This window comes from Acinetobacter sp. ACZLY 512 (genome assembly GCF_023614015.1).
GTDB lineage: Bacteria > Pseudomonadota > Gammaproteobacteria > Pseudomonadales > Moraxellaceae > Acinetobacter > Acinetobacter soli.
The window spans coordinates 1-22,422 of the sequence record NZ_JAKIVI010000020.1; the positions used below are offsets into that span (position 1 = coordinate 1).

General features: G+C 40.6%; 20 protein-coding genes and 1 pseudogene. 5 read left to right on the plus strand and 16 right to left on the minus strand.

Annotated features, from left to right (window positions below):
• Both L2096_RS15545 and L2096_RS15550 read left to right on the plus strand, forming a co-directional pair.
• Window positions 1-142: pseudogene (locus L2096_RS15545) on the plus strand (IS5/IS1182 family transposase); the annotation flags it as partial.
• 401 nt (window positions 143-543) lie between these two features.
• A complete protein-coding gene (locus L2096_RS15550; protein WP_250365800.1) occupies window positions 544-1,425 on the plus strand; it encodes a hypothetical protein in 882 nt (293 codons plus the stop codon).
• A 208-nt stretch (window positions 1,426-1,633) separates the two neighbouring features.
• On the opposite strand, the gene acuI is transcribed toward L2096_RS15550, so the two are convergent.
• Together acuI and L2096_RS15560 are read right to left on the minus strand one after the other, a co-directional pair.
• The gene (gene acuI / locus L2096_RS15555) at window positions 1,634-2,611 is read right to left on the minus strand and encodes an acrylyl-CoA reductase (NADPH) (protein WP_250365801.1); all 978 of its coding nucleotides are present in this window, start codon (window positions 2,609-2,611) and stop codon (window positions 1,634-1,636) included.
• A gap of 81 nt (window positions 2,612-2,692) precedes the next feature.
• The gene (locus L2096_RS15560; protein ID WP_119026311.1) at window positions 2,693-3,337 is read right to left on the minus strand and encodes a TetR/AcrR family transcriptional regulator; all 645 of its coding nucleotides are present in this window, start codon (window positions 3,335-3,337) and stop codon (window positions 2,693-2,695) included.
• Between the two features lie 254 nt (window positions 3,338-3,591).
• Here L2096_RS15560 and L2096_RS15565 point away from each other — a divergent pair, with 254 nt between their 5' ends.
• A complete protein-coding gene (locus tag L2096_RS15565) occupies window positions 3,592-3,828 on the plus strand; it encodes a VF530 family protein (protein ID WP_250365802.1) in 237 nt (78 codons plus the stop codon).
• A 117-nt stretch (window positions 3,829-3,945) separates the two neighbouring features.
• On the opposite strand, the gene L2096_RS15570 is transcribed toward L2096_RS15565, so the two are convergent.
• The 7 genes from L2096_RS15570 to L2096_RS15600 all read right to left on the minus strand — a co-directional run bounded on the left by L2096_RS15570 (window position 3,946) and on the right by L2096_RS15600 (window position 12,597).
• The gene (locus tag L2096_RS15570) at window positions 3,946-5,298 is read right to left on the minus strand and encodes an MFS transporter (protein ID WP_250365803.1); all 1,353 of its coding nucleotides are present in this window, start codon (window positions 5,296-5,298) and stop codon (window positions 3,946-3,948) included.
• 77 nt (window positions 5,299-5,375) lie between these two features.
• Window positions 5,376-6,437, minus strand: a complete 1,062-nt coding sequence (locus L2096_RS15575; protein WP_151746282.1) for an enoyl-CoA hydratase/isomerase family protein — start codon at window positions 6,435-6,437, stop codon at window positions 5,376-5,378.
• A gap of 24 nt (window positions 6,438-6,461) precedes the next feature.
• Window positions 6,462-7,235, minus strand: coding sequence for an enoyl-CoA hydratase (locus L2096_RS15580; protein ID WP_250365804.1), 774 nt, complete (start codon window positions 7,233-7,235; stop codon window positions 6,462-6,464).
• A 22-nt stretch (window positions 7,236-7,257) separates the two neighbouring features.
• Window positions 7,258-8,385, minus strand: coding sequence for an acyl-CoA dehydrogenase family protein (locus tag L2096_RS15585; protein WP_250365805.1), 1,128 nt, complete (start codon window positions 8,383-8,385; stop codon window positions 7,258-7,260).
• A 46-nt stretch (window positions 8,386-8,431) separates the two neighbouring features.
• Complete coding sequence (locus tag L2096_RS15590) at window positions 8,432-10,081, minus strand: AMP-binding protein (protein ID WP_250365806.1); 1,650 nt, start codon at window positions 10,079-10,081, stop codon at window positions 8,432-8,434.
• 85 nt (window positions 10,082-10,166) lie between these two features.
• Window positions 10,167-11,057, minus strand: coding sequence for a 3-hydroxyisobutyrate dehydrogenase (mmsB, locus tag L2096_RS15595; protein ID WP_212515597.1), 891 nt, complete (start codon window positions 11,055-11,057; stop codon window positions 10,167-10,169).
• A gap of 10 nt (window positions 11,058-11,067) precedes the next feature.
• Window positions 11,068-12,597, minus strand: coding sequence for a CoA-acylating methylmalonate-semialdehyde dehydrogenase (locus tag L2096_RS15600; protein ID WP_250365807.1), 1,530 nt, complete (start codon window positions 12,595-12,597; stop codon window positions 11,068-11,070).
• 174 nt (window positions 12,598-12,771) lie between these two features.
• Between L2096_RS15600 and L2096_RS15605 the strand changes: the two genes are divergently transcribed.
• The gene (locus L2096_RS15605; RefSeq protein WP_250365808.1) at window positions 12,772-13,656 is read left to right on the plus strand and encodes a LysR family transcriptional regulator; all 885 of its coding nucleotides are present in this window, start codon (window positions 12,772-12,774) and stop codon (window positions 13,654-13,656) included.
• A 62-nt stretch (window positions 13,657-13,718) separates the two neighbouring features.
• Here the strand turns inward: L2096_RS15605 and L2096_RS15610 are convergent, their stop codons facing one another.
• Window positions 13,719-14,018: a DUF1330 domain-containing protein gene (locus L2096_RS15610; protein WP_055415310.1), complete on the minus strand. Its 300-nt coding sequence runs from the start codon at window positions 14,016-14,018 to the stop codon at window positions 13,719-13,721.
• Window positions 14,019-14,219: 201 nt separating this feature from the next.
• Here L2096_RS15610 and L2096_RS15615 point away from each other — a divergent pair, with 201 nt between their 5' ends.
• Window positions 14,220-14,945, plus strand: a complete 726-nt coding sequence (locus L2096_RS15615; protein ID WP_250365809.1) for a DUF1826 domain-containing protein — start codon at window positions 14,220-14,222, stop codon at window positions 14,943-14,945.
• On the opposite strand, the gene L2096_RS15620 is transcribed toward L2096_RS15615, so the two are convergent.
• The 6 genes from L2096_RS15620 to L2096_RS15645 all read right to left on the minus strand — a co-directional run bounded on the left by L2096_RS15620 (window position 14,931) and on the right by L2096_RS15645 (window position 22,350).
• Complete coding sequence (locus L2096_RS15620) at window positions 14,931-15,242, minus strand: helix-turn-helix domain-containing protein (protein ID WP_250365810.1); 312 nt, start codon at window positions 15,240-15,242, stop codon at window positions 14,931-14,933. The two genes, L2096_RS15615 and L2096_RS15620, sit on opposite strands and share 15 nt — an antisense overlap.
• On the minus strand, window positions 15,239-16,570 hold the full coding sequence (locus L2096_RS15625) for a type II toxin-antitoxin system HipA family toxin (protein WP_250365811.1): 1,332 nt from the start codon (window positions 16,568-16,570) through the stop codon (window positions 15,239-15,241). The genes L2096_RS15620 and L2096_RS15625 overlap by 4 nt, the downstream gene beginning before the upstream one ends.
• A gap of 166 nt (window positions 16,571-16,736) precedes the next feature.
• Entirely contained in the window at window positions 16,737-18,131 is a 1,395-nt protein-coding gene (locus L2096_RS15630; protein ID WP_250365812.1) for a methylenetetrahydrofolate reductase C-terminal domain-containing protein, read from the minus strand.
• A 136-nt stretch (window positions 18,132-18,267) separates the two neighbouring features.
• On the minus strand, window positions 18,268-18,744 hold the full coding sequence (locus tag L2096_RS15635; RefSeq protein WP_250365813.1) for a winged helix-turn-helix transcriptional regulator: 477 nt from the start codon (window positions 18,742-18,744) through the stop codon (window positions 18,268-18,270).
• Window positions 18,745-18,879: 135 nt separating this feature from the next.
• Window positions 18,880-20,676 carry an acyltransferase family protein gene (locus L2096_RS15640; protein WP_284444947.1) on the minus strand — a complete coding sequence of 599 codons (1,797 nt, stop codon included), beginning with the start codon at window positions 20,674-20,676 and terminating at the stop codon, window positions 18,880-18,882.
• Window positions 20,677-20,985: 309 nt separating this feature from the next.
• The gene (locus tag L2096_RS15645; protein WP_250365815.1) at window positions 20,986-22,350 is read right to left on the minus strand and encodes an MFS transporter; all 1,365 of its coding nucleotides are present in this window, start codon (window positions 22,348-22,350) and stop codon (window positions 20,986-20,988) included.
• Window positions 22,351-22,422: the final 72 nt, after the last annotated feature.

The window sequence follows — 22,422 nt, forward strand, 5'->3', positions numbered from 1 at the left end:
CAAGATGCATTGCATTAAGTTATTGGGCGATAAACTCCGTTCTAGAAATTTTGACAGTCAAGTCAACGAGATTCATGCACGTGTGGCAGTCTTAAATAAATTTAATGAATTTGGCCGACCTCACACCCGAGTTGTCACTTAAATTTGAGGCGCCTAGCAGAACTTTGCCTTAAAATGCTTTATTCAACAAAGCCTGTCTTACGCCAAAAAGCCAAACAGAAATCTTAACTATCTAAACCCCAGCCCCATCATTTTAATTGGTGGTGAACTGCCACCAATCTCATAGATAAATTTAGTCTATTCTTAAGGCTTTTTTTGTAGGAAAATATGTATTCATCGCTAGGTTCATGAACAAAATATTTTATAAGTTATAATTTTAATTTTCTAAGTAATTAAATTTATTGTTTATTTAATATAAATTTAATTGTGAATTAGATTTCAGGTAAACATAAGTTAAATAAAATATCTAAGACTGTGGCCTATAGCGTGGACTCTTTTTTTCTAATAAAATCTATGCGACTTTTCTTCTTAAAATAGATGATGATGAAAGAAATTAATATCAATGAAATTTTTGAAAAAATTGATAAAGAGCTAATAAGTAAAAATATTCCAATTACTCATAGATATATGGAAGCAACCTCAAAGATTAGCGTTATGTTTAAGGTACCGATTCCAATATCACCTAAAACACCCCTGCCTAATAACAAACTAGGAAATCAATTAGGAATATGGCTAAGTGATTGGTATGAAAAAAAATATGGTGATAAACAAAAAATTAATTTTGACTTGGGGGTATTTTATATAAATATACGAGGTGATCTATGGAAGTACCGTGTTCCATGTTTTTATGGCACATGTAATTTTTTTGTAAATCAGGATTTATCAGATAAAGGTAATAATAGTTCAATTAATATAATGCGAATGTGTGATGGAATGACTCAGGCTTATGTAAATAGCTTAAATGATAAAGAATTACATAACTTGTTTGAAAAGTACCAAGAAAGTATTGAAGTATTTCAGATATTTAGAAGTTGGAGAACTGAGGAAGTAGCCATGCTTCAAGCTATACATGCAGATATTAGAAATATTACAATACAACTTGATAGTAATTTCACACACTATGGACAAGCTTTATTTTCTTACTTACAAGTCGCTGAAAAAATAATCAAATCATGGCTATTAAATACTGACTTAACATTAGAAAATTTAAAGAAAAATTATGGGCACCAAATTGAAAAATTAGCTATTGCATTTAATGATAGGTATGAAAATAAGCTAAATATAAATCTAGTTAAAAATCTAAAAAACAATGCTGATTTACGATATGGAAATGAACAAGATTATAGTTCAAAAGATATTATACTTGCCCAAGATGCTTTATTTCATATCATCCTGACTATTGGTGATAATCCACAAAAAAAATAAAAGCATGATCATTCTGAAGTCGTATAACTTCATTTTATGTTAAATTAGATATCTAAGACTGTAGCCTACACAATACTGTTTGTTGCCACAGCTCAGCAACGTGAATCTCTACTATCATAATTCACGTTGCTGAGTATCCTAATGAACATAATATGAGTTATGCAGAAATCCTTAGACTAATATATCTATAACTACAAATAAATTCGAATTATAGTTTTACAACAACTCTCCCTCGAATTTTTCCATCTAAAATATCATTTGAAATATTTAAAGCATCTGTTAACTGAATTTCAGTCGTTACTGTTTCCAATTTCGTTTGATCTAATTCTATAGCTAAACGTTCCCATGCTTCTTTTCTTAATTCAATTGGTGCCATCACACTATCAATTCCATATAAGGTAATCCCTCTCAGGATAAATGGAGCAACTGTCGCTGGAAAGTCCATTCCACCTGCCAAGCCACACGCAGCGACCGCACCACGATATTTTGTACTAGCACATGCATTGACTAAAGTTTGGCTTCCAACAGTATCAATCACACCAGCCCAAATTTCTTTGTTTAATGGCTTTCCTTGTGAAGATAATTCAGCGCGATCAATAATTTCATTTGCACCTAAATAGGTTAAATACTCTGACTCTTGAGGTCGACCAGTTGAAGCTGTAATCTCATAACCAAGATGGTTCAAAATAATAATCGCAATACTACCGACACCACCATTTGCACCTGTTACTAAAATTTTCCCATCACTTGGTTTAAGGCCATGCTTTTGCAAAGCCATAACACACAACATTGCGGTATAACCTGCTGTACCAATAATCATGGTATCTTTAAAAGAAAAAGCAGAAGGTTTCTGTATAAGCCAATCGCCTGAAACAGTCACTTGTTCAGCTAATCCGCCTGAATATTTTTCACCAACTCCCCAGCCATTTAATAGAGCTTCATCGCCTTTTTTCCATGCTGGATGTTTTGATTCAATTACAACACCTGAAAAATCTATCCCTGGTGTTAGTGGAAAACTACGCACTACTGGAGAGCGCCCAGTAATGGCTAAAGCATCTTTATAATTTAGTGTTGAATATTTAACTTCAACTCTAACCTCTCCTTCTTCTAAAGTCTTTGATGCAATCTCTGTAATTTTTGATGTGTAACCTGCATCATCTTTATTAATTACGATACCTTGGTACATAGAATTTCCTCTCTATTTAATTAGACTTCTTGTCTAGAATTAATTAAAAAATAAATACAGACGTCTACATTTATTTTTTAATTAAATTTTTACGTGATTTTGTTGTTTTACAGCTAAAGTAAACAAGCGATAAAATGCATCTAAGGGACTTGTTGATTTGACCAAACGTGCTCTTAGAACTGCACCTTCCCACCCAATCCAAAACTGATAAGCAGCTTCATCACAATCAGTTACGCTATATTGTAAATTTGACCGATATAAAGAATCTGAAACCAGTTTCTCCCATACCTTAAAGATACTTTCAATTCGAGCGATGATCTCTGGTGGCAAATACGAAACTTCTTGTCCTAAGTTACCTAAAATACAACCTCGTTTAAAATCATATTTTTCCAGTTTTTCACCGGCATCTTTTACAAAATTTTGCAGTCTTTCTAATGGGGAAAGATCAATTTGACTTAAAAACTTATTCAACCGCTTCACAAAATAAAGCTCATAAGTATCTAGAACTTCTAAAATAAAAGCTTCTTTATTTGCAAAATAATGATAGAAAGATCCTTTAGGAACTTGGACTGATTTCATGAGATCGTCCAAGCTCATAGCATTCATTCCACGTTCGGTTAGTAACTCGATACCTCGGCGGATTAACACTTCTTTAGTGTCTGCATAGTTACAACCGTGTTTGGTTGGTCGACCACGTGGTCTTTTGGGTAAGGAAGAATAATTCATAAAATAAAAATAGACTATGTGACTAGAAATATCAACAATAAAATTATTTGATTGAAATTTTATCTAAATAGCATCTGTTTCTTTTCTGGGAGAACTTAATCTTTATGTAAATGTACTCAAAAACTCTATAAGTTTATGAACTCATTTTTGAGAAGCTCTAATTTTCTATGTTAATTTCGTTTAAGTTTCAAACCTCTCATTTTTCTATTCGCTCAGGTTATAATAATAGCCTTCCCAAATATGATTGATCTATTATGAACGCCTCCAATGACCCTCTACACGGCAAAAAACTTGCTGACATTCTGGATGAATTATTGGATTACTATGGTGGCTTTGAGGGTTTGAGTCGTAAAATAGAAATTAGATGTTTTTGTATAGATCCAAGTGTTAAGTCATCATTACGATTCTTACGTACTACTCCATGGGCGCGTGAAAAAGTTGAAAGCTTATATTTGTATGTCTTACACCAAAAAGCCAAACAGAAATCGTAACTATCAGAATTGTAATGCCTTCACTGATCTATTTGTAACAATGTCTCAGCAACGTGAATCTCCACAATCATCATTCACGTTGCCAAGCATTCAAAACGACATAGTGCGTGTTTTGTATTAAGGTCGAGATAAGTCAGTTTTTGTTGTATTGTTTATAGTTGCTTTAGTAGAACGAATAGATAACTTGTCACGCTTCATAAAGCAAGTACAGAAAATCGCAAATATTGCCATAACTATAATATAGTTAATAATTAAATGAGGACTTCCCTCGCCTATACTCAAAAGCTTGGTCGCAATTAAAGGTGCTAAGCCTCCACCAATGACGCCAGCAAACTGCACAGAAATTGAAATACCACTGTATCGGATTTCAGTTGGAAATTGTCGAGCAAACAACTGAGATTGCGGTGCGTACATGAGTGGGAAAACCACACCAATGGCCAATACAATTGCAAGCCAAATCAGAAAAGGATCTTTGGTATCCAACATACTAAAGAATGGATAACAGTAGAGTGCGAGTACCAATAAGCCAGACATAAACATATTTCTTTGGCCTACTTTATCAGACAGATGTCCAAATAAAGGAGTCATTATCATAATCAAGCCACCTCCACAAATTGTGGCAAATAGAATATCTTGACGCGCAATGCCAAGTTTAGTGGTGGTATAGGCAAGTGCGAAGGTAGAAGCTATATAGAACCATGCATTTTCAGCAGCGCGGGCAAAAATAATGGTAAGAAGCTCTTTAGGATGATTTTTGAAAACCTGCAAAGCCGGTACTTTAATTTCTTTTGCCTGATCCTTCACTTTTTCAAAATCAGGGGATTCTGGCACTTTAACTCTTATATACCAACCCACACCGAGTAAAACAATACTGATCAGAAATGGGATTCTCCAGCCCCAACTAAATAATGCAGCCTCTGGTAGCATAGATACCAGTCCTAAAGCAATTGATGCAAGCATGAGTCCACCACCTGCACTGGCTTGAGGTAAGCTTCCCCAAAATCCTTTGCCGCCTTCGGGTGCGTGTTCAACTGCCATTAAAACTGCGCCACCCCACTCTCCTCCCATAGCCATACCTTGAATAAAACGCAATATCACCAGACACACTGTTGCCCAGTAACCGATACTTTCATAGGTAGGTAATAGACCAATCAGCACAGTGGGAATACCCATCATTATTAAAGTAGTTAACAACATCGCTTTACGGCCAATTTTGTCTCCAAAATGGCCAAATACAATTCCTCCCAAAGGTCGACCAATAAAACCGACGGCATAAGTGGCAAATGCAGCCATGACTCCCATTAATGGATCTAGATTTGGAAAAAACAGTTTGTTAAAAATTAACGCAGCCGCAGCACCGTAAATGAAAAAGTCATACCATTCGATGGTTGTTCCCACCATACTCGATATACCCGCCAGACGATGTGAAGGCTTTTTACTTTGAGTAGATGATTCTTGTACGTGTTTCATTGTTATTTATCCCTCTTATTCTTTGAGCTGTGTCATCCGTGACTCGCTTTGTTATTTAAAATAAATTCCATCTATTTTTAACAAAGCGAATCTTTATGTTGCTTACTCCATACTGGCCAGAATTTTTCCAGTGTTTTTTTAAATTCGGTATTATCAGTTTGCCACTTCGGATTTTTGTCTTTATCGACAATCAATGCTCTTACGCCTTCAATAAAATCTCCTTGCTGTAACCAGATATCCTGCAAGCCGCGTTCTAACTGCATACATTTTTCAAGCGAAAGATTTTGACCAACCTGCTGTAACTTCAAACTGATTTGTTTTGCCATTTCAGGACGTTGTTCTAAAATCGCTTGCATTTTCTTGATCCAGTCCTGATGAAGAGTATCGTTGGCATCAGCTAAGCCCTGCTCAATTTCATTAATGTCAGGATAAGAAAAATACTGATTAATCAGATCGATATGTTGTTGTAATTCGCTTTCTTGCGGATGAGTGATAAATGAGCTAATGATGGTTCGGATTTCTACCGGATTGAGAATGGGTGCAACACTTAATGCGTGTTCTAGCGCGACAAAATGCTCACTTGGCACATGATAATCCACCAGATCCAGATATAACGCATCACTACTACTGATCTGTGCTCCAGTGAGCGCCATATAGACACCAACTTCATCGAGTCTGGATAGAAAATAAGTCGCCCCAACATCTGGGAAAAAGCCAATCGCCGTTTCCGGCATAGCGAAACGCGATTTTTCACTGGTAATTTTGATATGACAGGCCTGAGCAAGCCCAAAGCCGCCACCCAGCACATAGCCATCCATCATGACGATGACAGGCTTTGAATAATTACGTATTGTACTGAGCATGGTATATTCAGTAGCAAAAAAATCTTGGTATTGCGTGTTTCCAGCCTGATAACTGTCATACAGATAGCGTATATCACCTCCTGCGCAAAATGCTTTCGCAGCATTGGATTTGATGAGCACAGCTTGTACTTGCGAATCCTCTCGCCATTGATCGAGCTGCGCCTGAATACCCCGAATCATGTCTAGAGTTAAAGCATTTAAATGGCTGCTACGGTTTAAACTTATAATGCCTAAAGCACCTTCGCTTCGAATTTCCAAATCGTGATGATCATTCATTATTTTTTCCTATTTGAATATTTATTATTGATGGGTAAATTTGGCAGGACGTTTTTCCACAAAGGCCTGCATGCCTTCTTTTTGATCATTACTGGCAAAAATGGAATGAAAAACACGCCGTTCAAAACGTAAGCCTTCAGCCAAGCTGACTTCAAAGGCTCGATTGATCGATTCTTTAATCATGAGCAGAGCTGGCAAAGATTTTTCAGCTATTTTTTCTGCCGCTTGTAAGGTTTGTGGTAAAAGTTCTTCTCTGGTAAATACTCGCGCCACTAAGCCGCTTTGCTCTGCCTCTTGTGCGCCCATTTGCCGTGCAGTCAAACACATCTCCATAGCTTTGGCCTTGCCAATGGCCAGAGTTAAGCGCTGAGTACCACCAATACCGGGCAATACGCCTAAAGTGACTTCTGGCAGACCAAATTTTGCATTATCGGCACAGTAAATAAAGTCACACATCAGTGCCAACTCACAACCACCGCCTAAGGCATAACCACTGACTGCGGCAATAAGAGGCTTACGTCGCTGAGCAATTCGATCGGCCAGACTAAAAAAATCATCGAGATAAATATCTGGAAAAGTTAAATCGGCCATTTCTTTAATATCGGCACCGGCAGCAAAGGCTTTTTCCGAACCTGTAATCACGACACATCCGATCGTTGGGTCTTTTTCAAGCTGATCCAGCGCTTGATTGACTTCAATAATCAATTGGTTATTGAGTGCATTAAGTGCCTTGGGCCGATTCAATGTAATCAGTCCGACGCCATTTCTTTTTTCGAATAAAATCGTTTGCCATTGCATGATAAAAATCCCTTTTTATTTGTTATAAGCTGCGTGCAATTACCAAGCGCTGAATATCGCTTGTCCCTTCGTAAATCTGACAAATTCGGGCATCACGATAAATGCGTTCTATTGGAAAATCCTTTAAATATCCATAGCCACCAAAAATTTGTAAGGCTTTAGAACAAACTCGTTCAGCCATTTCCGATGCAAATAATTTGGCCATAGAGGCCTCAGTTAAACAGCTTTCACCGGCTTCTTTTTTTCGTGCAGCAAAATGAACCAGTTGGCGCGCCGCCTCGATCTCCGTGGCCATACTGGCCAGCCTGAAAGAAATGGCTTGTTGCTCAATAATGGCTTTACCAAACGCTTCGCGTTCATGTGCATAGCGTGTGGCTTCTTCCAAGGCAGCTCTAGCCAAACCGACTGCTTGTGCAGCAATACCAATCCGACCGCCTTCCAGATTGGCAAGTGCAATTTTCAGTCCTTCGCCTTCTGCCCCTAATCTTAAGCTTTCATGAATTCGCACATCGGTTAAAGCAATCTGACAGGTATCTGACGCATGTAAGCCTAACTTTTCTTCGACTCGTATCACTTCATAACCTGGGGTATCACGAGGTATCAAAAATGCACTCATTCCCTTTTTGCCTGCTGCCGGATCAGTTACTGCAAAAACAATAATTACGCCGGCGTTATTTCCTGAGGTAATAAATTGTTTGGCACCATTAATTACATAGTGATTGCCGTCTTTTATTGCACGGGTCTTAATTGCAGCAGCATCTGAACCAGTGTGTGGTTCGGTCAAGGCAAACGCACCGATCATTTCACCTTGGGCCAGCGGCTTTAAATATTGTTGCTTTTGTTGTTCTGTTCCAAATTTATAAATCGGTACACAACCAACCGAATTATGCACACTCATAATGGTAGACGTTGCGCCGTCCGCTGCTGCAATTTCTTCTAAAGCCAACACATACGCCAGTGTACCTGTATCAGAGCCGCCCCATTGTTCTGGAATAAGCATTCCTAAAAATCCCAATTCACCCATTTGGGCGAGTGTACTTTTAGGAAATATACTTTTTTGGTCCCAATTGCTTGCGTATGGTTTGATCTGTTCTTGAGCAAAATCTTTTGCCATGTTTTGAATCAGTTGCTGTTCTTCCGTAAATTGCATAGAAGAGTATCCTGTAATTTAAATTTTTTAATATTGCTTAGGCTATTTAGGCAGTTTGTGAAGGTGATTTATTCAATTCTTGATTACGTAACAAAAAACGCTGAATTTTTCCACTTGGCGTTTTTGGAAGTTCAGTTACAAATTCAATCAAACGTGGATATGCATGTGCAGACAACCGTTTTTTGACGAATAAGCTTAATTCCTGTTGTAATTCGGCTGATGCAGTATGGTGATGAGCCAAAATCACAAATGCTTTAATAATTTCAGTCCGCTCTAAATCAGGTACGCCAATTACCGCTGCTTCAATCACGGCGTCGTGTTCAAGCAATGCACTTTCGACATCGAATGGCCCCACCCGATACCCTGAGGTCGTAATAACATCATCGCTACGGCCAACAAAACTCATACTGCCATCGGCGTGGATTTCAGCCGTATCGCCTGTTAAATAATATTGTCCAACAAAAGGTGATTTTCGGCTTTCTTCATAGCCTGAAAACCACATCATTGGAGATTGAGCAATATCAATTGCCAAAATACCCAGAGCATCAGTAGCTAGTTCCTTCCCCTGCTCATCTATAATCGCAATTCGATAACCCGGGCTAGCAAACCCTGCCGAACCCGAACGAACGGGATGCGCTAGCGCATGATGGTTACATACCACCATCCCGACTTCAGTTTGACCATAATGATCATAAATCGGCACATCGAGTACCTCTTTAAACCAGCGAATGACTTCAGGATTTAAAGGCTCTCCCGCACTACTCACCACACGCAACTTACCGCGAAGGTGGGCCATTTGTGATGGGTCCGCTGCCATCATCATTCGATAGGCAGTTGGGGCACCCGCCAAATTGGTGATGCCATACTCATTAATAACATCGCATACACTTTCGGCATTGAAACCACCTTCATAAAACAGTGTTGAATGCCCGAGCAATAAAGGCCCTGTAATGGCGTAATACAACCCATAGGCCCAACCAGGATCTGCAATGTTCCAAAAAATATCATCTTGGCTCAGGCCAATTGCATTTTTCATATAATCACCAAAAGCGATCAGCGCTTTTAGCGGCACTTTTAATGGTTTAGCTGGCCCTGTGGTGCCCGAGGTAAACATGAGCAAAAATGGATCATTGATACTCAACATTTCAAGTTCGACGGTTTCTGTTTGTCGATTTAACTCACGCCAGAAGTCGAAATCTTGCGGATAATTTTGCGTGTGTAACTCTGCCTGCACGGTCACAATCGGAGGACAACTACTGATCTCAGATAATTTTTCACGATTAGCAAGATCTGTTATTACCAACTTGCTTTGCGCCAGTTGGATGCGATGCTCAATTGCTTTGGGTCCAAATGCGGTAAATAAGGGCTGATATACGGCGCCAATCCGCCAAGTGGCTAAAATAGTAATGATCAGCTCTGGTGTTCTTGGCAGTAAACCAGATACTCGATCGCCTTTACGCACGCCCTGTGACTTTAAAAAGCTAGCAAATTGGGTCGAGTATTTTTTGAGTTCACGAAAGCTATATTGTTCTTTACGGCCATCTTTCGCATACCAGTACAAAGCAATCGCGTCAGAATCGGCATGCTGGTCACAGCATTCATAGCACGCATTTACTGCCTGCATAGAACCAGATAGATACTGCTTTGCTACCGTCTCTAAATTAAAATTTTCAATTGTTTTTTGATAATCGAACATATTCAACCTCAGCCTGAGTTTATCGTTATTACTGACAAGTTATTTTGATGAAGCGAATCCTTGCTTCATTGAATCATGGTGTGCTTTAAGTGGGTGTCGTGGTGTATTGATGCATAATGCTGGAAAAGTCCAGATGAGCATGACCGTCTTGACATAACTTTTGATAAAGTTGTTGTACCATGCTACCCAGCACCACAGGTTGCGCAGCCTGTTGAGCGGCATCGACTGCCAAGCCGAGATCCTTAAGCATCAGTTGCGCAGCAAAACCATCCGTATAACCACGCGAAGATGGCGCATTGGCGCAGACATCTGGCCATGGATTATAGATTTCAGAGCTCCAGCAACGTCCAGTTGAACTATTGATCACACCGGCCAGCGCCTGTGGATCCATACCCAGTTTTGCTCCGAGCGCCATCCCTTCTGCCACGGCGGTCATGGAAATGCCTAAAATCAGATTGTTACAGATTTTGGCGACCTGTCCTGTTCCTACAGCACCACAATGCACCAGATTTTTACCCATACAGCTCAGAGGCAACTTGACCGCTTCAAAGGTGGCTTCATCGGCACCTATCATGAAAGTCAAAGTGCCATCTTTTGCGCCCAAGGTACCACCCGATACGGGTGCATCACACACTCGGATCTGTTTAGCCTGAGCAGCGGCGGCAATCTGTTGAATTGTTTGCGGATCGATCGTACTGCTGTCGATACACAAACTACCGGCTTGAAGTACTTGCAAAATGCCGTGTTCACCAAGATAAACATCACGAACATGTTTGGCTGCGGGCAACATAGTCACCACAACTTCTGCATGCTGAGCAGCATCTTGCGGATGATCACAGACTACGCCACCCGCTGCTGCAAAATGATCTAGCGCTGTTTGACTTAAATCATAACCAAACACTTGATGACCTGATTTGAGCAGATTTTGTGCCATGGCACCGCCCATATTCCCCAAACCAATAAATGCGATCTTCATACTATCCCCCTTAGCGCAAACTAATCGTTGTATTTACACCACTGGTTTCTTGATCATCTTCAAACCATCGGCTCGTAATGGTTTTGGTTTGAGTATAAAACTGTACTGCCTGTTTACCGTAAGGCCCTAAATCTCCAAGCTTTGAACCACGTGAACCAGTAAAACTGAAGAAAGGGACTGGCACAGGAATTGGAATATTAATGCCCACCTGACCGATATCAATCTGATGCTGAAATATACGCGCTGTATGGCCATTTTGAGTAAAGAGACCAACACCATTACCAAAAGGGTTGGCATTGATCAGTGCAATCGCCTGTTCCAACGTATCAACATGCATAATGGCAAGTACAGGACCAAATACTTCTTCCTGATAAATCCGCATATCGGTGGTGACTTGATTAAAAATCGTTGGGCCAACAAAGTTACCCTGCTCATATCCAGACACCTGCACATCACGCCCGTCCAGTAACAGTTTTGCGCCTTGTTCAACGCCACTATTGATCAGATCAATTACACGCGCTTTAGCACGGGTAGAAATGACTGGCCCCACATCGGTATTCGGCTCATGTCCGGCATTAACTTTCAATGTTTTAGCTTTATTGACAAGTTCGTCAACCCAATGCTGGGCTTCTCCTACCATGATGGCCACAGAAAGCGCCATACAGCGTTGTCCTGCTGCACCAAACGCTGCACCTACTAAAGCATTTAATGTTTGTTCTTTATTGGCATCTGGCATGACCACAACATGGTTCTTTGCACCCATCATCGACTGTACACGTTTGCCATGCTGACCAGCCAGTTGATAGACATGTGTACCTACAGCAGTCGAACCCACAAAAGAGATGGCTTTAATATCGTGATGAGTACACAGCAGATCGACAACTTCTTTACCACCATGTACCACATTCAGTACACCAGCAGGAATACCCGCTTCAATTGCCAGCTCTACAAGCATCATGGTCGATAAAGGATCTTGTTCTGAAGGCTTTAAAACAAAAGTATTTCCACACACAATCGCCATTGGAAACATCCATAGTGGAATCATGGCGGGGAAATTAAATGGTGTAATCCCTGCACACACACCAATCGGCTGCTGTACGGTGTAGGTATCGACACCACGTGCAACACCCTCTATATACTCTCCCATTTGCAAAGTACCAATCGAACAAGCATGCTCGACGACTTCAAGACCACGCTGAATATCTCCTTCGGCATCGGCCAAAGTTTTTCCTTGTTCTGCTGTCAACACTTGGGCAATACTTTTTAAGTTATTGCGAATCAGATCTTGCAGCTTGAGCATAATACGCATACGTGCCTGAATAGGCGTTTGGCGCCAACTGGCCAAAGCATTTTGTGCAGCAGCAATCGCAGCATTGACTTCTTCGGCTGTCGCAAAAGGCACTCGTCCTAAAACTTCTTGTGTCGCAGGATTGACAATATCTTGCCAATGGCTTGTTGTTGACTCGACAAATTCACCATTGATCAGTAGTTTTGCTGTGGTGAATCCGATACTTTGCTGTGGATAATGAATCGCGTTCATGATCGCTCCGTGCTTGTTTGTTATTGTCGTTGTAATCGCCTTTACTGGCTTCTTTAACGCATTTTTTTACGCTGTTTCAGCAGACTAACAAAGAACACTTTGACCACCAATAGAAATTGATGCACGATGATTGTGCAAATATGCACAGGGATTTAACAGGATGTTAAATAAAAAATGAAAGTAGATTGGGATCATTTACGCTTTTTTTTGGTTTTGGCACGCGCGAAAACACTGACCAATGCGGCTCGTCTAATCGGGGTTGAACACAGTACAGTGGCACGGCGTATTCAGGCGCTAGAAAGCACTTTAGGAACACAGCTGTTTAAACGTGAAGCCACTGGTTATGAGCTTACCTCTGAAGGTTTAGCGTTGGTACCTCGTGTGGAGCAGATGGAACAATCTTTCACTCAGATAGAAAAACGCCATGACCCGCTACAGGGCCGGGTGCGTATTGGAGCACCCGAAGGTTTCGGTACGGCATTTCTGGCGGGTTTATTGGCCGAGTTTTCAAAACATTATCCGTTACTGACCATCGATCTCATACCAGTACCAAAAACAATTAAACTTTCACATCGTGAAGCGGATATTGTCATTTCTATCGATCGCCCTAAATCTGGGCCATATATTATTACCCGGCTCACCAATTACTGTTTAAAGCTCTATGGTAGTCGGCACTATTTAGAGCAACATCCACCTATTGAAAAGCTAGATGATTTACGACAGCATCGTTTTGTCGATTATATCGATGATCTGGTGTATAGCACGGCGTTGTATTCGTTAGAACGTTTACCTCTGCAAGTGAGCGCTTGTTTTCGCAGTAACAGTATTTTGGCACAGGAAATTGCAGTGCGTGCTGGTGCTGGACTGGCCATTTTGCCAAGGTTTCTGGTTCGTGATAAAACTGAATTGGTGGAGGTGCTGGGCGATCAGTTAAGTTTTTCTCATACGTTTTGGATGCTTACGCTAGTCGATTTACAGCACGAACCCAGAATTAAGCTGGTATGGGATTTTTTACGTAAGCAGGCCGATGTACAACAAGAACTTTTAATGGGCGGATAATCAGACGCACCCTATTCATAAAAAAGCGCCTTAATTGGGCGCTTCTTGTTCATTAGAGTGGATTAGACTGGCTCTTTGAGACCTTCAATAATAAACACGCGGTAATTCGCCCCTTTAAGACGATGTTGTAACGCATCTTGATACTCTTGACTGTTATACCATTCACGTGCTGCTGCCATATCTGGAAAACGTAAAATCACAGCACCTTCAATATCACTACCTTCAAGTACTTCGAATTTGCCATAAAACGCAAGCGGCGTAAGGTCACGACCTTCACGTGCAAGTGGTGCCTTTTCTGCATACTGTGCCATTTGCTCAGCGTCTGAGGTGCTTTCACGGGTAAATACAACATAGGCAGACATTGAAAAGTCCTTATTTTAACAATTGAAGTTGTATTGTTTTAACTGAAAGGATCGGCTTTTGCCTAGTGCTTTTCAGTTAACGATACACAATAGAAAAAATATTTATCATTCGCTTACCCATAGAGACCACAAGTTAAAGCTTTAGCGTGATTACCACTTATGCTTTAAACTATATCCCAGTTTAAATGTACGTGATCCAAGATGGCCCAACACTTGCCAAACCCTCAAATCAACACAGAATTTTCTGGTATAGATCAAATTAAAGTCGTTAGCAATTTTGCAGACCTAATGAAAACTCGATTCCACGGCGAAATGAATGCAGTTTGCTGGCACAGAGCATTGGTAGGTAACTTTCAGGAAATTGTTGAACATCTTGAACTGAAAGACAATATCACCGAAGTGACACCTAAAGATCTTTGGGCATTGGATTTGTCTGCTCAGGGAAAATTGGCAAGAACGCTTATTTTAAATGACTTACAACAATTAACCGATGCGGGTGCATCGCCTACTTTGAACTTGCTTAAATGTTACGAACGTGACGAAGAGCTAGATTTTATTGCGACCGATGTATATTCATATCATGTCGATCGTTCACCTATCGAAACCGATACCATCTTATGCACGTACTATGGTCCGGCCAGCGATATTATATCTAATCATCAAGTACAGCAGAAAGTCAGCATTCCGGAAATACGTGAAAAACTGAAGCAGCTTCATGATGGCCCAGCGTCGGAGTTTGAGCAATTTTTAGAAGAATATTTTTTTGACTTGCACTATGCCGAACTGCCAAATGCTCAACCAATTCATCTGGGTTTAGGTCATCTTTGGCGCTTGGCAGTAGATCATCCAACGCAACAGGCTTTGCCTTGTGTTCACCGTGCTCCTATGGAGTATCCAGATCAGTATCGTCTTTTACTCATTTGCTGATGAAACAATCTTTTTCACCACATGATCATGGGTTGGCACCAAACCTGCTTTTAATCCTAAAGGCTTAAAAACCTTATCTAACACCGACTGCGTGAGTTTACCTTTATCCTGCTCGATATCGGTGAGCGTGCGTCGGCTGATACCCACCAGTTTGGCATATTGTTCTTGGGTGACGCCCAATACATTTTTTCTTAAATGCATTAACAGTTGCCCCAAGGTAATTTTACCCAACAGATACTGGGTATATAGGTCGATCAGGATCTGCTGACGATCTTGTGCTGAAGTATTCGGCTTCATAGCAGCTCCCAACGTTTTAGTTTCGCTTCAATATAGTCAAATGACAGAACAGGCATATCCACGATTTGCTGCGGTACGCCCTTATCGATCAAGCGTTGTTTAAGGTGTACGAGCTTGTGTGCCAAACGCTGCAATGTTTCAAAGGCAAGTTCAGGTGGGCACCATGGCGCCAGTTTTTGCGTAATCAGTGCCCAGCGATATTCTCCGCCTTCTTCGTATGGGCTTCCCCACGTTGTCGAGCGAACAACTTGTTCTGGATCGGCTTTCATCGGCGCAAAATCATAAATAGGTGCCAATGTGATGCTGCCAAATTTCTTTAAAAATGAGGTATTTCGTCCGTGGTTGTCGGAATTACCAAAAATAATATTGAGTAAATCACGCTGTAACCACTCACACACAAAAGCGGAGCGATCAAAATTTGGATCAATCGAAGTTAAGATCGAACACAACTGCTCAATGACTTCAAAGTGATTGAGATGGCTACCAGCTGATTTATTAAGTATTGAATAAACCGACTCAAGACCATACCGTTGCCAGCACTCATTTTGCCATTCGGTGTCAAAGCGTGGTAACCATAAGGACGGATACTGACGACCTTCGATCAATTTCATGCGATTAACGTCAATGGTATCGAAGCCCAAATCGTGTAATTCGCGATAGTAATAATATTCTGCCCTTAAGATATTACAATCAATTTCACTACGATTATTCCTCGGGAATTTAACCAGATAGTATTGATCTGGCTGCTCAAAGTTTTGTTGATAGGTATCAATCCAGACCTGTTGTTCAGGCGATAGGCGAATTAAAAGCTTGGGCGCTTCACCACCTGCACCGGTAGCTCCACCACTAATGGCACCCATCTGCTGCGCATATTCTAAAAAGTCGATATTGCGGTCGGCCACATCGGCTACAGTAAAGTATCTAAGATGTAAGGTTGAATCTGGATTGAGAGGCTCAAGCGCATCTTTAATGCGTAAATTCCCAACAGGTGCAATTCCCCCTTTTTCAAGCAAGATGCTATCTTGCTCGGCTTGAGGCAAACGTTGCAAATCGAGATAATTAACCCAGTAACGGCGCGCTGCACCTGATGGAACAATATCGTCTAGAAATCCAAACCAGCTTTTAGATTCATGTTTAATTAACAACTGTACAGGAAGTGAGAGACTACAGGCATGTTCATCGCGCTGCTCTAAATGCTGAAGTGCATAGTCGAGTTCATATTCCAGCTCACAGGCTCCCGCTACACCAAGCTGTGGCTGAAGCAATGTAAGCGTCGCAATATCTAACCACTGAGTATTTAGCAAGGCCTGTAATGTGAGTATTTTCATTTTTATAAATGAGCAATTATTTTCTCAAAAATATCATAATAACAATTTAATGTGAATATATTTGCGCATAATTAAAACTTTTAAGCATTTTTGAGCAATTTTTTGCACAATACTATTTATACAATATCATATGGTATTCTACACATTTTTAGATTCAGCCTTATGGTTAAGCCTCTACGGCCAAGTACCAGTTTTTCCAAGAGCTACTGCCACGTGTTGCAATGGGAACAGTCGGAATCAGCTTATCTTTTAAAATTTGCGTTTGTTCTACTGCCTTGGCTAAGCGCGCCTTGACTGAATGTATGCACTCCCGATCGCCAAATTCACAGCGATCCAGACTGGTGCCCCCGCATGGGCCGTTGGCCAGTCCTTTAGGGCAAGTTTCAGGGCAAATATACAGTGTATCGGCCAGACGACATTGACCACAGCTTTCACAGCCAACCAATCGATGTTTACTGAATGATTCAGTTTTCAGTAACATCTTGGTCATTAGATGCGTATTCCAAAAGGCTGCCTTAAAAATAAAACGTCCAGCGTTTTTAGCCGGCTTAGACATAAACAAGGCATCGTGCATAAATTGCAAATGACGATACTTCATCATCTCAAGGCGACTCGGCTTTCGTGCACTTGGTAAGCGCTCAGGCTGTAACTCAAGCCCCGTTTGAATATGCCATAAGCGTTTATAATGCTGCTCTAGCGCAGCCAGATCCAAATGACGATACTCTTCAATATATTCAGCTAGGCGTGCTTGTTCATCTGGCTTATGGCAGGCAGACAAATGAACACCTGCAAAACCCAGTTGCTCACAAATTAATATCTGTAATGCACAGCGTGCATACACATGGGCTGTCTGTCCTGTTTGTTTTTCATATTTAAGTACATTCAGCATATGCGGTGTAATTACAATACCCGCCACTTTATGCTTGATCATGTAATTGGCTCGCGCCAATGTCAAAGGCATCACACAGGCCACAATCTTTTGAGCGTAATCATGGCTGGTTAAAAATGCTTTGGCCTGTTGAAGTGCTTTAATGTCGTAGCCGAGTTGGGTAATGATGAAATCTGCACCCGCTTTGAGTTTTTTATGGAGTTTTAAATACTGCGCATCGCGCTCTGCCTCAACATATTTAAATGGATTAAGCGCAACACCGATATGAAAACCACCAATATGTTGAGCGGCAGCCACGGCATTTACAGACTCTAAGTAGCGTGTACGGGGTCGACCATCGGTGCCGTCGCTGTGCGATTTGAGCTTATCTCCACTTAATAACAGCAGATTTTGAATATTGGCAGCTTTTGCTTGTGCAAGAAAAGCTTCGAAATCTTGTATATCACGATCTTTACCGGAAAAATGCAGCAATTTTTCCACAGCAGAATCATATGTACGACTCGCGTCTAAGGGTGCAAGATCATGGTCCGAATGAACACGATCTGCAAGTGCCATTACGGTAGGATAACCGGCAATTTCAGTTTGAAGCGGATGATATGGTGTCAATGACGTTAGGTATTCGACCAAAACACAAAACTGGCGTTGCTGAAAATAAGAAGCAAGTGATGACATGAAATCGCGTGTAGCAAAACATAATGTAAACAGGCTGCATAGTATATGCGATCTGGCTATGCAATCCAAAGCATCAGATCAATTGATGCATGAAAGACATCATCCAAAATAAGGTTTAAAGCGTTGGTTAAGTTGATCATGTGCCAGTTTGACTGATTACAGGCACAAATCCTTTTCCAGGCACAGGTTGGACGTGCTTCGCACGAAGTGGAATTTTACAATGCGAACAAACCAAAACGGGTTTAAACACATGACCACATTCTTTATGAATATAATCTATAGGTGCGCCGTGACCTTGATCCATCCAAGTATTTCCCCATTGTGCCATGCTCATCAAGATTGGGTATAAATCGAGCCCTTTCTCGGTAAGTTTATATTCAAAACGTTTATTCGACGCGGTGTACGGTACTTTAACCAAAATCTCTGCATTTACTAGATTTATCAAACGTTCCGTAAGTAAATGGCGAGTGACACCCAAGCTTTTTTGAAAATCTTCAAAACGACGAATTCCCAAAAAGGCATTGCGCAAGATTAACAGCGTCCATCGATCTCCAATCACGGACAGTGTTCTGGCTATTGAACACGGCTGTTTACCGATTTCTTCCCATTTCATAGCAGCAATATCTGTAGTATCGTTGATCCTACTATAGAATATATTGCGTTAAAAATCCTGTTGTGATCTATGGCATATGCCAGTAACTATCTAGTCATCTAGTACCCATCTTAACTTGTACTTCTATCTCGACTATTACCTTGAAGATTCAAATACTTGACGAATTACAGGAACCATCAACTGGCTTCCTGTAAGCGTGAGATGGTCATCATCAAAATAATACGGACGTTTGTCTGCTGTGCTGATCTGACATACAGGTGTGCAAAACGTCTGAACGACTGGTAAGGTTTGAAAATTAGGATATCGAGCTTCGAGTTGCTTCGCCTGCTGTATCAGCGCCTGATTACGTTTAAGATAATCTTGTTCAGTGATATGAGAACTGCGCCCATAGTAAAGTGTGGCCGGGATTGATTTATAATAGTAATTGCCATGTTCATATACCGGAACAGGCATAATCAGGCTCAAACGAATCTGATGCTTTGCTGCTAGTTCAGCAAGACGATCTAGTTTGTTTGGGTTTAAGGTATCGACCTTATAGTGAATAAAAATCCATTTTGCATGGCGTCTTAAGGTTTCTTGAATAATAGCCTCTGGTGGCAAAATCTCTCGTGTCATCGGGTCATTGACCGCGAATAAATAGGTATTGAATCCATGCTGTACCGCAATATCGGCAAAGACGTTCTTGATTGAATCTGAATGGCTATTACCTAACAACACCACAGATTGCTTTTGTTCGTCGGTATTAATACGGCAAGTGAGTGTGTTGGGGTGAATAATCGGGAAGAAAAGACCGCATCGATACACAGAGCGATCTGTTAGACCAGAAAATATGTTTTTTTCGACTTGTGTATACTGAGTTTGGTAAATGACTTTCGAGCAACCGATCAACCCGAGTACTATAATACATCCAATGATATAAACTTTGAAGATGTGATGATATTTCCGCGTTTCGATCAATTTATAAAGCAGCACAGACAAAAGCATGATCAATATCAAGAGCGTGACTTGCTCCTGAATATTTTCAGGGTGCATGATGGTCCCTGAAAAAGGCTTGTACAAGTACAAAACAATCACAGGAAAATGCACCAAATAAATAGAATAAGAATATTTGCCAAGATGGACAAAAAGTTTAGCTATGGGTGAATTTATTAAAAACTTAGGTAAGCCAAACACTAAAATAACAGCGGTTGCGAGACAAACGAGTAAAGCAAACAAACTAGGATGTGCTTCAATACGGTTAAAACTGTTACCGTTGACATGCATAAAGGGAATTGCAACTAGCAAACATAAACCAATTAATCCGATCCAGGATTGATTGAATTTTAAGTTACCTTGCTCTGTGAAGTACTTGGCAACCATAAAACCAATTAAGAACTCCCAAAGCCGAAGTGGCATCATAAAGAATGAGGTTTTAGGTGATATGCCGACTTCGTATATACATAAGCCCAATGAGATCAGCGTGGTTAAGAGAAGCAAAGCCCGATTTTTATTGAAAAACCAAACCAATAATGGCACAAATAAATAAAACTGTATTTCGACACCCAGCGACCAAAGATGCAGTAAGGGTTTAAAATTACTTTTGTCGAAATAGGTATTGAGGGTCCAAAAGCTTAAATTATTGGCAAAAAAGAGACTAAAAAAAGCCTGCTTTTCGACTTGTATCATTTCTGATGGAAGCAACAGCAGCATAGATGCCAACAGCGTACCGATCACCACAGCAAAATAGCTTGGTAGTAAGCGCTTCGCACGGCGCTCAAAAAAGTCGTGTACATTGCCGGTTTTATACAACACGGCCATTAAGAAACCGCTAATCACAAAAAAGATATCGACACCAAGAAAACCACTGGCCAATTGAGAAAACTCAAGATGAAACAGCACCACGAGGCTCACAGCGATGCCCCTTAAAATCTGGATATCATGTCTAAATTGCATAGCGGGAGATACAGGAAAATGTGCGCTATATAGTATTGAATCGAAATAATTTTGGCTATGCTTTTTCCATCTTTGCAGCACAATTACCACTCACCTGTTTATGGGTAGGTTTCACCACTTAAAACCTCTGGTGTATTGTCAGCTCATAATCCAGTTTAAGTGTTTTAAGTCGTTTTTCTTCTGGCAGTTACTATCTGCATCAAAGCGGGCAATCTATTTGATTTCAGATTCTGTCTGAAATAAAAAAAAAGCACATCAGCGTATCTAATGTGCTTTTCGTGTTTTGGGGAGCAATCAAGTAATGGTAGATTAGGCACTACTTGATTCGTTCAAACTTGTTTTTACTTCTTGTACTTGTTGCTCATCATCAAATTTATGACGTTTTAAAGTTAATATCGCGCAGATTGCCAACATTGCAGGGATAGAAATCATCACAAAATTCATGGTATGCGGTAAGTTCAAGGTTAATAACAAACCCGTCAAAATCGGACCGACAATCGCACCAATTCGACCTACACCCGAAGCACAGCCAATTCCAGTTGAGCGAACACTTAATGGATAGTATTGAGCAACATAGCTATAAAGAAGGATTGAAGTTCCAATCGTCGCTGCACCAGCCACAGTGACTAAACCATATAAAACATAAGCTGGAGAGTTAAATCCTAAGCCGATCAGTGCCACTACACCTGCCATCAGCATTCCCATAATTACAGGTTTTAGATGGAATTTGTCTGAGAGAATGCCGCCACCAATTGAACCCATCATGGCACCCACATTTAGGGCAAACAAGAATAAGATACTCTTGCCGAGTGAATATCCTGCTGCAAGCATAAGTTTTGGCAACCAACTGCTTAGTGCGTACACCATTAATAAGCACATAAAGAACAACATCCAAAACATAAGCGTATTGAATGCACGTCCTTGTTGAAATAAGCCTTTTACAGAACTACCTGCTGGAACATGATCTTCATTCAGCACTAAACGTGTATTGATACCGATGCTTTGTTCAGGTGAAATTTTTTGAATGATCCTATGTGCTTGATCCGTTTTGCCAGTTTTAACCAAAAAGGTTAAAGATTCAGGCAAGAATTTCCAAATCACAGGTAATAAAATCAAAGGAACACCGGCAATCAAGAACATGATTTGCCAACCCTGACTTTCAACTAAATAACTCCCGATCAGTGCTGATAAAATGCCACCGATGGCATAACCACTAAACATTGTGCCAACTAAAGTACTGCGAATACGTTTGGGTGCGTACTCTGATGTGAGTGCGACGAGATTTGGCATCACCCCGCCTATTCCTAAACCTGCTAAAAACCGTAAAATACCAAATTCATAAGGATTAGATGCAAATGCACCTAAAAAAGTAAACCCACTAAAGAACGTCACACAAATTAAAATAACATTTTTGCGTCCGATTTTATCTGCCAAAGCACCAAACGACATTGCCCCAAACATCATCCCGCATAACGCCGTACTGGCGAGCATGCCTGCTTGTACAGAAGTAAGAGACCATTCCTGCATGAGTAAGGGTAAAACTACGCCATAAATGACGAGATCGTAACCATCAAAAATAATAATCATTAAGCACCAAAGTAAAATACTCCAGTGAAAAGGTGTAAATTTTGCTTGATCAATTACTGCATTTACATTAACTGTAGATGTTATCATCCTGCATCTCCTCAATGAGAAAAATTCCTAATTAATATTTAAAACGACATAATGCAACTTAAAGAAAAACAC